13 protein-coding genes are annotated in these 15,111 nt (G+C 44.1%); all 13 read left to right on the top strand.

Annotated elements, in window-relative coordinates:
- Positions 1 to 3 precede the first annotated feature (3 nt).
- The 13 genes from BLS15_RS00380 to aroF all read left to right on the top strand — a co-directional run bounded on the left by BLS15_RS00380 (position 4) and on the right by aroF (position 15,048).
- A complete protein-coding gene (locus tag BLS15_RS00380) occupies positions 4 to 1,473 on the top strand; it encodes a sensor histidine kinase (RefSeq protein WP_028531874.1) in 1,470 nt (489 codons plus the stop codon).
- An 82-nt stretch (positions 1,474 to 1,555) separates the two neighbouring features.
- Positions 1,556 to 2,506: a 4-hydroxy-3-methylbut-2-enyl diphosphate reductase gene (locus BLS15_RS00375; RefSeq protein WP_021253997.1), complete on the top strand. Its 951-nt coding sequence runs from the start codon at positions 1,556 to 1,558 to the stop codon at positions 2,504 to 2,506.
- A 235-nt stretch (positions 2,507 to 2,741) separates the two neighbouring features.
- Entirely contained in the window at positions 2,742 to 3,485 is a 744-nt protein-coding gene (locus BLS15_RS00370) for a hypothetical protein (RefSeq protein ID WP_021253996.1), read from the top strand.
- Positions 3,486 to 3,680: 195 nt separating this feature from the next.
- Positions 3,681 to 4,463, top strand: a complete 783-nt coding sequence (locus tag BLS15_RS00365) for a hypothetical protein (protein ID WP_021253995.1) — start codon at positions 3,681 to 3,683, stop codon at positions 4,461 to 4,463.
- Between the two features lie 191 nt (positions 4,464 to 4,654).
- Positions 4,655 to 5,443 carry a hypothetical protein gene (locus BLS15_RS00360; protein ID WP_021253994.1) on the top strand — a complete coding sequence of 263 codons (789 nt, stop codon included), beginning with the start codon at positions 4,655 to 4,657 and terminating at the stop codon, positions 5,441 to 5,443.
- 192 nt (positions 5,444 to 5,635) lie between these two features.
- The gene (locus BLS15_RS00355; protein ID WP_028531875.1) at positions 5,636 to 6,400 is read left to right on the top strand and encodes a hypothetical protein; all 765 of its coding nucleotides are present in this window, start codon (positions 5,636 to 5,638) and stop codon (positions 6,398 to 6,400) included.
- A gap of 149 nt (positions 6,401 to 6,549) precedes the next feature.
- Complete coding sequence (locus BLS15_RS00350) at positions 6,550 to 6,960, top strand: BlaI/MecI/CopY family transcriptional regulator (RefSeq protein ID WP_021253992.1); 411 nt, start codon at positions 6,550 to 6,552, stop codon at positions 6,958 to 6,960.
- A gap of 175 nt (positions 6,961 to 7,135) precedes the next feature.
- A complete protein-coding gene (locus BLS15_RS00345) occupies positions 7,136 to 7,897 on the top strand; it encodes a hypothetical protein (protein WP_021253991.1) in 762 nt (253 codons plus the stop codon).
- A 69-nt stretch (positions 7,898 to 7,966) separates the two neighbouring features.
- The gene (locus BLS15_RS00340; RefSeq protein WP_021253990.1) at positions 7,967 to 8,935 is read left to right on the top strand and encodes a DUF5643 domain-containing protein; all 969 of its coding nucleotides are present in this window, start codon (positions 7,967 to 7,969) and stop codon (positions 8,933 to 8,935) included.
- Between the two features lie 205 nt (positions 8,936 to 9,140).
- Positions 9,141 to 11,720, top strand: coding sequence for a PEP/pyruvate-binding domain-containing protein (locus BLS15_RS00335; protein ID WP_021253989.1), 2,580 nt, complete (start codon positions 9,141 to 9,143; stop codon positions 11,718 to 11,720).
- 15 nt (positions 11,721 to 11,735) lie between these two features.
- Entirely contained in the window at positions 11,736 to 12,947 is a 1,212-nt protein-coding gene (locus tag BLS15_RS00330; RefSeq protein WP_021253988.1) for an MFS transporter, read from the top strand.
- A gap of 104 nt (positions 12,948 to 13,051) precedes the next feature.
- On the top strand, positions 13,052 to 13,648 hold the full coding sequence (locus tag BLS15_RS00325) for a TetR/AcrR family transcriptional regulator (protein ID WP_028531877.1): 597 nt from the start codon (positions 13,052 to 13,054) through the stop codon (positions 13,646 to 13,648).
- A 338-nt stretch (positions 13,649 to 13,986) separates the two neighbouring features.
- A complete protein-coding gene (gene aroF, locus BLS15_RS00320; RefSeq protein WP_028531878.1) occupies positions 13,987 to 15,048 on the top strand; it encodes a 3-deoxy-7-phosphoheptulonate synthase in 1,062 nt (353 codons plus the stop codon).
- Positions 15,049 to 15,111 lie beyond the last annotated feature (63 nt).

Below are 15,111 nucleotides of genomic sequence, written 5' to 3'. Positions count from 1 at the left end.
TCGATGTCAATTCGATTGCGGCTTACAGTCTGGTATTCGGCTTTGCTTGCCTTTACCTTATTTTTGTTCGGGATTGCGATTTATACATTTGTCGACTACAACATCTATAAAGATATTAAGACCCGCATTTCCAACCAGATGGATCAATTGTATATCCTCCCATCTATCGATTGGGAACGTTCCCAGCTGAATTGGGATGTCCAGCAGTCTAATCGGTTAAATAATGAGGAAGTGTTTTTTCAGACGATTAACTTCAGTTCAGGCAAGCTAATTCGTTCGGATAACTTGAAGTCCCTCAATCTGAAGCTGCCGGTTCCGTCGAATCCAAGCCAAATTAAAGCAGGCATACGGAAGGTTGAGGTGCAATCATTTCAATTTCTCGTGTATGAGAAGCTGCTAAAGCTGGAGAACAATGATACGATCATCGGAGCTGTACAGGTCGCTGCCTTTACCGGACATGAGGCTCGATTTATGCGTGAACTAAGGAGTATTCTCGTTGTTGCTTCCATGGTTACCGTTGTACTGGCGTTCTCACTAGGGCTCTTCTTGGCGCAGAAATCATTACGTCCGATTGAGAACATTATTAAAGCGACAGACCGGGTTCAGAAGGGGGCGGATCTCAGTGTAAGAATTCCGCGTGTCGGGCCGCCGGATGATGAGGTTGGTCAATTGACTGACCGTATTAACAGCATGCTTGGGCGAATGGAAGCCTTCTATAATGAGCTTGACGAGGCATACCGGGCACAGCGGAGATTCGTATCTGATGCATCGCATGAACTGCGCACTCCGCTGACTACGATTCGGGGAAATGTTGATCTGCTGGAGAAGATGTGGCTGCAAGAAAGCGGGACACTGGCGTTAACAGAAGTAGACAAGCAGCAAATGTCTATGGAGGCGTTAAGCGACATAGCGGATGAATCGCGTCGAATGAGCAGGCTCATCAATGATATGCTGTCACTGGCTCGGGCGGATGCCGGTTATGTGATGGAGAAGTCGATGATTGAATTGAAGTCGCTCGTTGAGGAAGTTGTGCGCAGAGCGCAATTCTTGCCGCGCAAGGCCGAATGGATTCTAGGAGATATAGCAGCAATCGAACAGAAAGTGGTATACGGCAACAAAGATTATTTGCAGCAGATGCTGTTCATCTTCATCGAGAATGCATTCAAATACACGGATGGCGGGTTTGTGCGTCTGGATGCGATTATTCAGGACGAGCAAATTGGCTTGAAGGTGCAAGATACGGGAATGGGCATGAATCAGAAGGAAGTTCCGTATATCTTTGAGCGATTCTATCGTGCTGACGTATCTCGCGGCGTTACTTCCGGAACGGGACTCGGTCTGTCGATCGCGAAATGGATCATTGATGAGCACCGCGGTTCTGTAGAAGTAGTCACGAAGCCAAATGAGGGGACGACATTCATCATTTGGCTGCCGCTTGCTTCGGTCGACGAATGCGAGGAAGTTCCGGTATAATGAAATTGCCGGATGCTAGTGGTGCGGTTTCATTGCAGCTCTTATAGCAGACGAAGCGATTGGAAGGGAAGCAGGTGTACTTGTGGAAGTAATGAAAATAACACCGCGCGGTTATTGCTATGGTGTTGTTGATGCAATGGTCATTGCACAGCAAACCGCACGCAATCTGGATTTGCCGCGGCCTATCTATATATTGGGCATGATTGTGCACAACAGTCATGTGACGAACGCATTCGAGGATGAGGGCATCATTACGCTTGATGGCCCGAACCGGATGGAAATCCTGGATCAAGTAGAGTCGGGGACGATTATCTTCACGGCGCATGGTGTATCGCCAGAGGTTCGCCGCAAGGCGCGTGAGAAGGGGCTTACGACTGTCGATGCTACTTGCCCGGATGTAACGCGTACGCATGATCTCATTCGCGAGAAGACGGCGGAAGGTTACGAGGTTATTTACATCGGGAAGAAAGGACATCCGGAGCCTGAAGGGGCAATCGGTGTCGCGCCGGACAGCGTTCATTTGATTGAGCGGGAAGAAGAAGTTCAGTCGCTTCAATTGGCGACAGACAAGATCATTATTACGAACCAGACGACGATGAGCCAATGGGACATTAAGCATATTATGAATCGATTGGTTGAGAAATTCCCATCAGCCGAAATCCATAACGAAATTTGCATGGCGACACAGGTTCGTCAAGCGGCAGTGGCGGAGCAAGCGGGAGAATGTGATCTCGTTATCGTTGTCGGCGACCCGCGCAGCAATAACTCGAACCGTCTTGCTCAGGTGTCAGAGGAGATTGCGGGTACGACGGCGTACCGTATTGGAGACTTGTCTGAGCTGGATGTGGAATGGCTGCGTGGCGTTAAGAAGGTTGGGGTAACCTCCGGCGCTTCGACGCCGACGCCAATTACGAAGGAAGTCATTGCGTTCTTGGAGCAGTTCGACGAGGCGGATCCAGAGACATGGGAGAAGACGCGGACGGTAAATATGAAGAAGCTGCTTCCTCCTGTTCGAACGAAGTCGAAATCGTGAAGAAGCGGGCTTCGGTCCAAAGTAATGTAACTTCATTTCATGAAGTGCTGCATGTGCAATATGTATAGGAAAATGTGAGTGGCTCCTTCAAAGGAACTTAAATGCTAAGTTCCTTTGGGGAGTTTTTTTATTTTTTCCATGAAATCATTGGAAGCCTGTCACAAAATGGAACGGTAAGATTGTTATACATATGTGAATACATACTCATAATTGTACGAAGAAGGAGAATCATCCAATGAAAACAACGATGAAATTAGTAATTGCTACATTAAGCGGCATCCTGATGTTCGGTTCTATGAGCTTCACAGTTCAGGCGGATCCATCCCAGACAGCGAGTGACACTGCGGCTGCCACATCGACTGATCAGGAGCTAACATTAGAAGAACAGAATAAGATATATGAAAAGGAAGTAAGAAGAATAGGTCAAGAGGCTAAAAATCCGGGTGACGTATATGTTGCTTTTATTAGCAATAAAAAATTGATGTCCGGAATGGAATTCCTTTATATAGTCAATCCGCTTACGTTCAAAACATATGAGGAATATATAAAAAAGGCCGCTACGTATCAAGGGCCGGTATTGCAGAAGCCAACCAACCTGCCTAAGGGGTATAAGTTAGTCAAAGCGGAAATCGAGTATCTGAAAAGTAAGGAGTTCGAAGCAGAAGTAAAAAAAGAAGCCGCCATTGAGGGACAAGGAAAATTACTTTATGCGAAGAAATATGATTGGAAGGTACCGGGCGAAATCAAGCTTGAGTTTGTGAATGGGAAGAACACGTTTCTGTTTGAAATGAACACGATCGACCCGAAAACAGCGAAAAAGCAAACAGGTTATGTCTATGAACCTGCTAGCGAAAAGGCAAAATACAATTTCCTGTCTTGGAGGGTGAAAGACAAAGCAATTACTATTCAAACGAATACGGATATGTCCAAAGAAGATCTAATCAAGCTTTCGAAAACGATGGTACTTGAGAAAAAATAATCAGATAAGCAGGGTTTCGTAATCGGACGAAGTATATCGAGTAACCCCCGGGGAAGCTGTGAAGGATTAGCAGTTTTTCAGGGGGTTGTTTTTTGTTTTTCAGGGATTTTTTGATAATGATGTCACGAAAGGCATGGTGAGAGTTGTTATATAAGATAAGGCGTCAAAAGATTAACTAGAGAGGGGCACTTTGATATGAAAATGACAATGAAACTTGCAATCGCAACGCTAAGCGGCTTCCTATTATTTGGTTCGATGAATCTCGCAGCAGAGGCAGCGTCTTCTCGTTCGATAAGCGATATAACGTTGAAAACGGCAGCGGCTAAACCAAAGACCATGACTGAAGGCGAAAAGCTGGAGAAAGCAGAGAGGGAGAGAATCAACAAATTACTTGAAAAAAATCCGGAAGATACCTATATCTTATATGTCAGTAATGAATTGACGAAAGTTAAAGGCAAAGCAGAGGTCGACATGTTGGGCAACAGCATGCCGAAATTTAGCAAGTATGAGGACTATCTAAAGAAGGCAGCCAGTTTGAAGGAAGCAACGCTGCAAAAACCTGCTAACTTGCCTAAGGGATATGTCTTCTCCGCGGCAGAGATTGTAGGTCCATATACCGCTGATTTTGCTGCAGAATTGAAAGCAGAAGCAAAAAAATTAAACAAACAGATTTACTCTAAAAAACTGAATTGGACAACTACAAATGAAACCAAATTAGAATTCAAAAATGGAGACAATTTTATCAAAATAAGCAGCCGTAAGCCTGATGCGGTGGATAAGAAAAATTATAGTCAAGAGTATACCTATACAAGCGCGGAAAAAATGAAAAAAGATAATCCATATGTAGGCGAGAAATATCTAGTAAATTCGTTGGTTTGGATCCAACACGGCAAGCTGCTTTCCGTTCATACGAATCCAAAGAATCCAATGACGATGGAAGAGATGATCAAGTTGGCGAAAACGATGGTCAAAAAGTAAGAATCGCCATGTTATTGATGCGAAACGTAAGATAGCCGATATTGAACACCCTCGGGGAAGACGTAGATCAGCATGTCTAACCTGGGGGTATTTGCGGTTCTTTAATTAAAAGTTATGTCACAAACCAGATGGTTGAAATTGTTGTATAAGATGAGATGTTAAAAAGAATAACTAGAGAGGGGCAATTAGAAATGAAAATGACGATGAAACTAGCAGTTGCAACGATAAGCGGCGTTTTATTATTCTGTTCGATGAATCTCGCGGCAGAGGCAGCGTCTTCTCGTGTGGTAAGAGATGTAACGTTGAAGACGGCAGCAGCTGAACCAAAGGCTATGAGTGAAGGCGAGAAGCTAGAGAAGGCAGAACAGGAGAGAATCGACAAATTACTTGAGAAAAATCCAGATGATACATATATCATATATGTCAGCAAAGAATTAAAGAAAAATAAAAACGAACAAGAAGTTTATTTTATGGGAAATTTTAATCCAAGATTCGATACTTATGAAGCATACTACAAATTTGCATCAAAGTTGAAGGAGGCAGTACCACAGCGTCCTGCTGATTTACCAAAAGGCTATACCTTAGCTGAAGCGATAATTATTTCGCCGCTCGGACCTAAGGATTTAGTAGCAATGAAAGCCGAGGCCAAAAAGCTGGGTAAACAGATACATTCCAAAAAGATCAATTGGACAAAAAGTGACTTCATTGTGTTAACGTACACAAATGGTAAAAATGAAATCAAATTAAGCAGTGGGGCTGTTAAAGAGAAAGATAAGAAAGAAAAAAATTATGTATATAAATCCGCAAAGGACATCGAAAAGGAAAATCCCAATCTTGCTCCAGCAATAAAAAAAATAACTTACAAAAATCAGATTTCCTGGAATGAGAGTGGGAAGGGCTTTTGGATTTCAACGAATCCCGAAAATCCGTTGACGAAGGAAGACATGATCAAGTTGGCGAAAACGATGGTCAAAAAGTAAGAATCGTCATGTTATTGATGCGAAACGTAAGATAGTTCGATATTGAACACCCTCAGGGAAGACGTAGATCAGCATGTCTAACCTGGGGGTATTTGCAGTTCTTCGATTGAAAGTCATGTCACAAATAAAATGGTTGAAATTGTTATATAAATGGTAGATATTACATGTCAAACAGGAAAGGTGCGATTTTATATGAATACGAAGATGAAAATAGCAATTGCTTCACAATGCAGCATTCTATTGTTCGGATCCATGCACCTCATGTCAGGCACAGCGTCAGATCATGCTATAAGCGGCATCAGCTTGAAGGCGGCAGCAACGAAACCAACGACTGCAAATGAAGGCGAGAAGTTGGAGCAAGCCGAGAAGGCTAAACTTGACAAGCTGTTGGAAAAAAATCCGTGTGATATGTATCTGATATACAGCAGTTATCAGCCAAAGGGATTTGAGGTTTTTGGTTATGGCAATTTTAATCCGCGCTACGAGAAATACGAGGACTATGAGAAGTTGTTGCGTGTTATGAAAGAGCCGGCTCCGCAGAAGCCTGCTGATCTGTCGAAGAGCTATACGTACGACGGGGTAATTGTTGCTGCGCCTTATACAAATGAGTATGCGGCAGCCATGCAGGCTGAGGCGAAAAAGCTCGGCAAAAAGGTCTATTCAAAGAAGCTTGAGTGGAAGGATACGAATATGATCCAGTTGCGTTTCGTGAACGGCAAAGATTATATTCAGTTCTCTAGTTATCGGATTGAAGAGATGGAAAAGAGTCAAAACGGATATGTCTATATCGCTGCTGCGGATGTGAAAAAGAAAAATCCAAAACTTGATCCTAAATTTATTACTACCTCATTAAATTGGTATGAACAGGGTAAGGGGTTCTCGATTTCAACCAATGCAGAGAATCCGCTGACGAAGGAAGACCTGATCAAGCTGGCGACAACGATGGTGAAGAAATAGCTTGTGTCCAAGCCCATGCATTCCGAATAGGATACATGGGCTTTTATATGGTTAAAAACACAAAACGGGTTGACATTATAAAAGTACAATTATAGCATGAGTATAACTACATGCGTGGTCTTGAACGATTGAGTTTGGAGGTTTCATGAATGAATAAAGTACCGCCTATTACGGATGCTGAACTGGAGGTTATGCGCGTATTGTGGGCGCATCCCGATTGTCCTTCCATTGAGGTAGTCAATCAAATGACGGATTTGATGGAGTGGAGCCCGAATACGACTCGGACGCTCCTGAGCCGATTGGTTCAGAAAGAAGCAGCCGGTGCAAAGCTGGAGAAGGGGTCGAAACGAAACTATTTGTACTACCCGCTTATCAGCGAGCAGGAGTACCTGCGATCCGAAACCAAATCCTTCATGAAAAAGCTGTATGGCGGAGCTTTGAAGCCGATGGTGGCCAACTTTTTGCAGGATAAAAAGCTAAATGCACAGGAAATCGAGGATTTAAAATCGTTATTTGACGAGAACCGTGATGACGGTGGATCAAAAAAGAGCGATACCTAAATTCGAATTCATGCGCTACAACCCTTGGAGAAGACGGCGATACAGCCAGTCTTATTTCAAGGGATTTTTTATTTATTTGATAAAAAGTCGATTTGTGTCACAATTCTTGTTTTTAAGTTGTTCATATAGATGAGAAGAAAATTTCCATAATAGAGGTGCAAGGGAGAATTGGTTTATGAAAATGACGTCAAAACTAGCCATTGCAGCAATATGCGGGTTGCTTATGTTCAGCTATGTGAACAATGCCGCGGAGGCGGCGCCAGCCAAGAGTACAATTGACTATACCGTGAAAGGCCCTTCGGGAGAGCCGAAGGTCTTTGAAGATGAGTTGGCAAGACTGCACAAGCTGGTTGAGCAAAATCCGGGTGATGCTTATGCCGTATTTATCGACAATGAAAAAACGAAAAGCAAGGGGCAGGAAATTATCTTCACCGGATATGTCTCCCCTTCATTTGACACCTATGAGGATTATGTAATGAAGGCCACTGATTTGAAAGGAACCGTATTGATAGAGCCTGCAAATCTGCCAGAAGGGTATTCCTTTACGAAAGCAGAAGTACGGTGTCCATATAGTCCGCAATTTAAGAACGATTTGCGAGCAGAAGCCAAAAAGAAAGGTTTAGCGGTGTTGTCTAAGAAATATGAATGGACGGAAGCGGGGCAAGTTGTACTGAAATATATGAACGGTGAGGATACGTTGCTTTTGGAATATATTGCACTTGGTTCGAAAGCATCCCCTGCCCAGAAAGGGTATCATTATCAAACTGCTGAAGAGGCAAGACAAAGGTTGCAGCCAGAATATCGGGATAGCCCGCAGCAAAACACACTTCTATGGACGGAACAAGGCAAGCAATTTCGAATTATAACCAACGAAGGGAATACATTGACGCAGGAAGACTTAATCAAACTTGCGGAAACGATGATTGTCAGAAAATAATGTCACAGTTTAGGGGACTGATGTTGTTATATATATTGGATAACCCAAAAATGAAAAGGAGATGGGATTATGAGTACATATAAACAATCATTATTGAAGAAGATGATAGCAGTAACTTGTATGGCAGCTATATTGGGTACAGGTGCAGGAATGGCTGTCGTTGATTTGCCTACCGCAAGTGCAGCGGCATCCGGATCGAGTGTGTTACAGGAATGGGGAGACTCTGGGGCAAAGGCAGCCAGCAAAAAAGGCTTGACCACAGTGAAAAATGCGAAGGCAACAAAAGATGGAGTTACATTGATCGTGCCTGAGCTTATGTACGACGGTGCCCGCTTTGTCATGGTGTTGAAGGCCGAAGGCGGAGAGAATCCGCTATATGCTAGTAAGAGCTATCTGCTGAATGGACAGCCGCTTCAGGTGGACAAGCTGGCGATGATGGCAAGTTCAGTTCCTGTGGAAAATGGAAAAGAGAATAATATGTGCATGGTTGAGTTTACAAATGCCATCGATCCGAAAACGGGAGAGCCTATTCTTCCGAATGAGTTCGAGCTAACAATTAATGCGAAGTTTGAGGCAGCAGAGGTGTCCCTAGTCATTCCGGTGAAAAACATCTCCAAACGGGATATTAACATACAGCCGAATGCAAAGAAAAATACGCAGAAATTCAGTTACGAAGTAATGAATCTGCGAATGACCGACGCGACGACAATGCTGCAGATTCACAGCAAGGGAGAAATTCCAAGCAGCAGCACGAAGCGACCGAATAAGTATCATCAATCCAAAATGTATTACGAAATCGTAGACGATAAAGGCAACGAGTTAGTTCAGTTCAGACTGGGCACGTATGCGAAAAAGCCGGATAAAGAGTATAATGAAAAAATCATGTATGCTCCATCTGTTTCTGGGACTAAATTTATTACTGTAAAACCATTTACTCTTTTTGTCGATAAGAACGGGCTGCCTCTTGAGGATAAAAAACGAAACATGATAAAGGACTACCACAAAGCACTGGAAATGAAAATTCCGGTTACTTCATAAAAAGTCATAAAAAATAATAGGAAGGAACTTATCACGAAAAGCCCGAGAAAAAACCGCGTAAATCGCGGTTTTTTTTATTTTTTTACACGGCACTTATTGACAACATGAAAGCTGAGGGTTATATTTCACTTATTAAGTACTTAGTAAATTAAGTGTTAAACTAATGTCTATTACATCTTAAAAGGGTCAAGGAGGTTCGAAATTTATGGATGTCCGATTGGAAAATGACTTGGTGTTTTGGATTCATCATGTGGGAAAAGGAGACATCTCTCTGGTTGGAGGAAAGGGGGCGAATCTCGGGGAAATGATCCGGGCAGGATTTCCGATTCCGCGAGCTTTTAGTATATCGGCTTTGGCATATAAGCGTCAGATTGAGCAAACGATTATCGCAAGTAAGCTGGAAGAATTGGAAAGAGAACATAGCCATGATCCGGAATATCAAAGCCATTCTTCCAGAAAATTGTTTTTGGAAACACCAATGCTTCCAGAGATTGAGGAGCGCATTCGCGAATATTATCGCCAATTGGGCAACGAAGTCAGGGTGGCAGTGCGATCCTCGGCTACCGCTGAAGATTTACCTGAGGCGTCTTTTGCCGGACAACAAGAGACCTTTCTGGGTGTTCATGGAGAAGAGGCTTTGCTCCACTCCGTTCGGGAATGTTGGGCTTCCTTGTGGGGAGAAAGAGCTGTACATTACCGCAATCAACAGGGATTTACCCACAGCTCCGTTGCATTGAGTGTCGTTGTGCAAGAAATGGTGGACTCCGATGCTGCGGGCGTTCTGTTCACAGTCAATCCCTTGAATAGTTGCCACGATCAGATGTTAATTACGGCGAGCTTAGGTCTCGGTGAAGCTGTAGTGTCTGGAATTGTTACCCCAGATACCTATCGGATTGCGAAGGAAACCCTTGGAATCATTGATTGCGAAATTGGAAAAAAGGAAGAGATGGTAGTCCAACAGGAGCAGGGAAGTGTCGTCGTGCCGGTTCCACTCCAGTTACAGACGAGACCTTGTTTGTCGGATTCGATGGTTATTGATCTTTGTCGCATAGCCAAAAAAGTGGAGGAGCATTATGGTTCACCGCAGGATATCGAGTGGGCCGTGAAACATGACCGAATTTACTTGCTTCAGTCCCGTCCTATAACAACATTGCACAGCTTGCAGCATGCAACAGATGGAGCGATCCGTCTTCCCGATGAAGACGAGCAGGTGTACGCTGGTTGGATTTATCTCGGACGAATTCCTCGTTTTGCTCGTAAGCGATTTTTACCCGTACTCGTTGACCATTTTCCTGAGCCGCTGCGTCCGCTAGATTTTGATAGTAGTCTTACTCCAGCTCTTGCCGGAGTAAGGAGGGCAGCAAAAGAATTAGGTATAGAAATGCCTGAAGATATTTCCTATCAGCATCCGACTGGACTAATTTTATTCAATCCGCCTGTTCCAGCCAACTTGCGAACGATAGCTGCTCTTCCGGTTGCCTGGTTGAAGCTGAAAGGCTGGATCAAGTATGACCCGTTGCAAGAGTGGCTGCAGGTAGACCAACCGTATTTGCGTTCCCTGCTTCCTGTTGAATCCGTCCATCTGGATTCCTCACCGCAAGATTTGGTTAGGGAGATTAAGAAATTGGAAGGGGTGATAAGTGAGCTTATGTATCGCCGTTTCCGAAAATATATGGCCGCTGGCGTCAGGGCCCAGAGCAATCTGGACAAGATGCTTCATCGTGCGAATGTAAAGCAAGTCTATTTAATGAAGCAAAAATTGCTGCAGGCTCTGGATTATAAAACGGCTGTTGCAAACCGGGACATGAAGGAGTTAGCTAGAGTTGCGGTTGCCAGTCCTGTTGTTTTGGACATATTGGAGAAGCAGCCGTTTGGCAGAATGTACGAGACTATTATGAATAGTGATGGCTGTAGGGCATTCAAGGAAGCGATTGGACGCTTCTTGAGCAAACACGGATGCCGATGTGCATCAGGAATGGAACCGCAGCCGAGCTATCCGTCATGGAGAGATGAGCCTGACAACGTCTTAAGCATGGTCCAAGCTCTGATTCAACATCCAGAGGGGCTGATTGATGATAAGAAGGAACGAACAGAAGAATATCATAATGCCCGTGCGGAAATCGTACGACGATTGAAAAAGCCGCAATGGATTGAAACATTCGAAAAGGCGCTGGATATGACTAGGGGATTTTGGGTCGCTCGCGAGGCTACGTTGGATATGTACGAAGAGATTGTTGCGATTCTACGCGACCGTATCAAGCGAGTTGCTGCGTGGCTCATAGCAGAAGAGAAAATACGGGATGAACGGGATCTGTATTTTGTTACGTTCAATGAATTGGAGAGGATGATTGCTGACAAACATGAAGCGAAAATGGCGGAACTCGCACTTCAGCGCCGAGAAGTATGGAACCGAATGAATAATTACAGAAATTCCGATGTCATCAATAAGTCAGAAATTGAAGAAAAAGTACTCTCTGGAGCCGGGGCAAGCCAAGGTGAAGCTCAAGGTGTCGTTAAGGTGATTCGAGGGCCTCAAGAGTTCCATAAACTGAAGCGGGGAGATATTCTCGTATGCGCGAATACGAATCCAGCTTGGACACCGCTTTTCTCTGTAGCTGCAGCTGTTGTAACGGATACAGGTGGCGTATTGTCACACTCGGCAATTGTAGCCAGAGAATATGGCATTCCTGCGGTCATGGCATGCGAAAATGCTACGAAATTCCTTTCTGATGGTGATCGGGTTATCGTGAACGGAACAACAGGCATGGTACAACTGTTGCGATGAAGGCGGGGGGGCGACATGAGGCATAACTTTACTATCATTTGTATGATTATTGGAACATTTGTGGTTCCGCTCAATTCATCCATGGTTGCATTAGCTCTGGAACCAATAGCAAACGAGTTCCAAGTGCCGCTTTCTCAAGGGGCATGGGTCGTCACGATATATCTAATAGGGATGGCTGTCTTTCAAATCTTCGGAGGACGATTCGTGGATCGATTCGGCAGCATGCCAATTCTTTTTAGCGGTACAGTCATGTTTGCGTTAGGAACAATAATATGTTGGCTTGCTCCGACCTTTATGGGCTTGTTAATAGGCAGACTCATCCAAGCGAGTGGGGGCGCTGCACTCGTGCCAGCTAGTTCTGTACGATTGCGTGAGATGACGCCGATTGAAAGACAAGGGAGAATGTTTGGATTGTTAGGGGCTGCAGCTGGGATAGGAGCTGCACTAGGACCGCCGCTAGGTGGCTTATTTATTCATTATTATAATTGGCGTTTCCAATTTACGGTTACATTAATACTGATGCTTTTTCCTATTACGTTAATAGCGAATAAGAACCTAATATGCCGATCTAGAAAGACGAAAAAGAAAATAAGGCAAACGAATGATTTTGTACTTCTTCGATTAGTAAGGGAGCTGTTTAAAATTCGCTCCTTTCGAGCTGCTGCTGCATCGGTATTCTTAAACAATTTCATGGTGTATCTGTTGCTGATGTGCGTGCCATTGCTTGTAAAAGAAAAGTGGTATTTTAATTATGCAGGAAGTGGAACGGTAATGCTTGTCTTCTCCGTCACTATGATCGCAGCTACAGCAGCAGGAGGTGCAATGAGCGATCGATTTGGAAAGCGCCCAGCCGTTCTCGCCGGATGTATACTCGCTGCCATTGCGGGTGGACTACTCTTGATAGCAAGCTCAAGCCAACTATTAGCACTGTTTATTGTTGGTGTCGGTTTGGCTGGGCTTAGCCTCGGAAGTGGAAATGCATCAATACAGGCAACGGCATTGGAGGCTGGAGAAGCACAAGGAGCAGGAATAGCGGCTGGAATTTATTATGTCATACGATACCTAGGTTCGATTGTATCTACGTTATGGCTATCCATAGCATCTATCGATGGGTCAGCAGTAAACTTCTCCTTGCTGTTGGCGGGGTTTATGGTCAGCGCCATCGCGGCAATACCTTGTGCTATTGGTATACCTATGAAAACAAGCGCTGCTTCGGAGAAAAATTGACATGTATAGATTGATTTGTTAGTTTGATAGTAAATCGGTCTAAAAGTTTCTAAAAGCTCAGCTAGACTTTTTGAACATGAAATATTCGTTAAATGGAGCTGCAAATGACAAAAATCACTCTTCGTCAACAAAAAGCACTTGAAACCAAGAACAAATTAATCGATTCTGCGTTAAGAGTTTTTTCTGAAAAGGGATATGACTCAAGCACGACCAAAGATATCGCTCGTGAAGCAGAGGTCACGGACGGATTAATCTATCATTATTTCAACTCCAAGGAAGAATTGCTCTGGGCAATTTTAGAGAAGCACACCATTAATCATGAATTGAAGAATACAGCAACTATGGATTCCTTGAAAAATCAACCATTAGATGTGATGCTCAATATGTATTTTGCAAATTTGATGGATATGCTGCATGACAAAAAAGAGCTAATTGTCATGTTTTTCGGAGAAGCGCAACGAAATCAAGAAGTACGGAATCGGCTTGTTATGACGATAGAAGAGGGAATACAGCCTTTGTATCAATTATTGAAACAGCATGTGAGTAAGGATGATGAATACCTCTTCTCTGCAATACGCAATGTCCAGATGACATTGGTCATGTACTTCTTATTATATGGTAGATTTCAAACCGAACCCATGGAGAGAACTCGTTATATTCATATAACTGTTCAGCAGTTCATGCAAGTGATTTCGCTATGAGAAGAGCCATATATGGTTGTGCTAATGTTTTAATAGCTGCCTCAATGAGAATGAGGATGCGAAGGAATCGTGCCTATTCAGCACGATTCTTTTTTATATATGACGAATTGTCAAAACTCCGATTGTGACAACTTACTCGAAAAATAGTTGCATCAAAAGGGTTGACGATACGGTAGTTGTTCTGTATAGTTTCTTTAACAGTTAAAAGCATAAAAGCTTATATGCGTTAAAGTGATAAAGTAAGTGTAAAAGTAAAACTACAATAAGAAGTGTCATTGATGAACGCATTTCTGCTTTAAGGGGTTAACTGGCACTGCGCATAGAAAGGGTGTACAATCATGATTGTTATTGTAAATAATGAGACATCTGAAGAACAGATCGCGAATATAGCCAGCATCATTGAAGGGCAAGGCAATCAAGTTCATATATCCCGTGGCACGGCTCATACGGTAATTGGGATAATTGGACATGCGGAGCCGAAGTTGGCAGAACATCTTAGACAAATGAAGGGCGTAGAGAACGTGGTTAAAATTACGAAATCATACAAACTGGCAAGTCGTGACTTCCATCCGGAAGATACGGTAATTGAAATACGCGGCGTGAAAATCGGCGGCGGCAATTTGGTAGTTATGGGAGGGCCGTGTGCGGTTGAATCACCTGCTCAAATCAATGAGATTGCACGGTTGGTGAAGGCAGCAGGCGGACAAGTTCTGCGCGGAGGAGCATTCAAGCCGCGTACGGGACCGTACAGCTTCCAAGGCATAGGCGTGGAAGGGCTAGAGATGATGAAGGAAGCGGGCGAGAAGCACGGACTTCTTACCATTACAGAAGTGATGACGCCTGAATATGTAGATATTTGTGCGGAGCATGCGGATATTTTGCAGGTAGGCACACGGAATATGCAGAACTTCGATCTGCTGCGCAAACTTGGAGAATGCGGCAAACCGGTGTTGCTCAAGCGCGGCTTCAGCGCAACTTATGACGAGTGGCTTAATGCTGCGGAATATATATTGGCAGGCGGCAATCCAAATGTCATGCTGTGTGAGCGTGGTATTCGCACATTCGAGACGTATACACGGAATACGTTTGATTTGACTGCAATTCCGGTTATGAAGCAGCTTAGCCACTTGCCGGTCATTGCCGATCCAAGCCATGCTACAGGACGCCGCGAGCTAGTTGAGACGATGTCAAAGGCTTCTGTAGCTGCTGGTGCGGACGGTCTTATTATTGAAATGCATACCGATCCAGACAATTCGATGACGGGCGATGGGGTGCAGTCCCTCTTCCCGGATCAATTCGCTGGCCTGCTGCGCGAGCTGGAGCAGCTTGCTCCACTGTGCGGCAAAACATTCGAGACGAAGAAGATGGATCCAGCCTTTTTTGATACGTGGGAAAAATAAAGGCGACGTAAGGCGTAAAGCGAGAGGTAAGAGGTAGACCTACATCATTGGGTTTGCCTCTTT

Origin of the sequence: Paenibacillus sp. cl6col (genome assembly GCF_900102125.1) — a bacterium.
Taxonomy (GTDB): domain Bacteria; phylum Bacillota; class Bacilli; order Paenibacillales; family Paenibacillaceae; genus Paenibacillus_B; species Paenibacillus_B suaedae.
Note: the sequence above shows the minus strand (reverse complement) of the source record. Positions and strands in the feature narration are given on the sequence as shown.

Excerpts from the sequence above, each read along its gene's own strand:
- BLS15_RS00380 (WP_028531874.1), top strand. The coding sequence starts at position 4 with ATGTCAATTCGATTGCGGCTTACAGTCTGGTATTCGGCTTTGCTTGCC.
- BLS15_RS00370 (WP_021253996.1), top strand. The coding sequence starts at position 2,742 with ATGAAAACAACGATGAAATTAGTAATTGCTACATTAAGCGGCATCCTG.
- BLS15_RS00365 (WP_021253995.1), top strand. The coding sequence starts at position 3,681 with ATGAAAATGACAATGAAACTTGCAATCGCAACGCTAAGCGGCTTCCTA.
- BLS15_RS00360 (WP_021253994.1), top strand. The coding sequence starts at position 4,655 with ATGAAAATGACGATGAAACTAGCAGTTGCAACGATAAGCGGCGTTTTA.
- BLS15_RS00355 (WP_028531875.1), top strand. The coding sequence starts at position 5,636 with ATGAATACGAAGATGAAAATAGCAATTGCTTCACAATGCAGCATTCTA.
- BLS15_RS00350 (WP_021253992.1), top strand. The coding sequence starts at position 6,550 with ATGAATAAAGTACCGCCTATTACGGATGCTGAACTGGAGGTTATGCGC.
- BLS15_RS00345 (WP_021253991.1), top strand. The coding sequence starts at position 7,136 with ATGAAAATGACGTCAAAACTAGCCATTGCAGCAATATGCGGGTTGCTT.
- BLS15_RS00340 (WP_021253990.1), top strand. The coding sequence starts at position 7,967 with ATGAGTACATATAAACAATCATTATTGAAGAAGATGATAGCAGTAACT.
- BLS15_RS00335 (WP_021253989.1), top strand. The coding sequence starts at position 9,141 with ATGGATGTCCGATTGGAAAATGACTTGGTGTTTTGGATTCATCATGTG.
- BLS15_RS00330 (WP_021253988.1), top strand. The coding sequence starts at position 11,736 with ATGAGGCATAACTTTACTATCATTTGTATGATTATTGGAACATTTGTG.
- BLS15_RS00325 (WP_028531877.1), top strand. The coding sequence starts at position 13,052 with ATGACAAAAATCACTCTTCGTCAACAAAAAGCACTTGAAACCAAGAAC.
- aroF (WP_028531878.1), top strand. The coding sequence starts at position 13,987 with ATGATTGTTATTGTAAATAATGAGACATCTGAAGAACAGATCGCGAAT.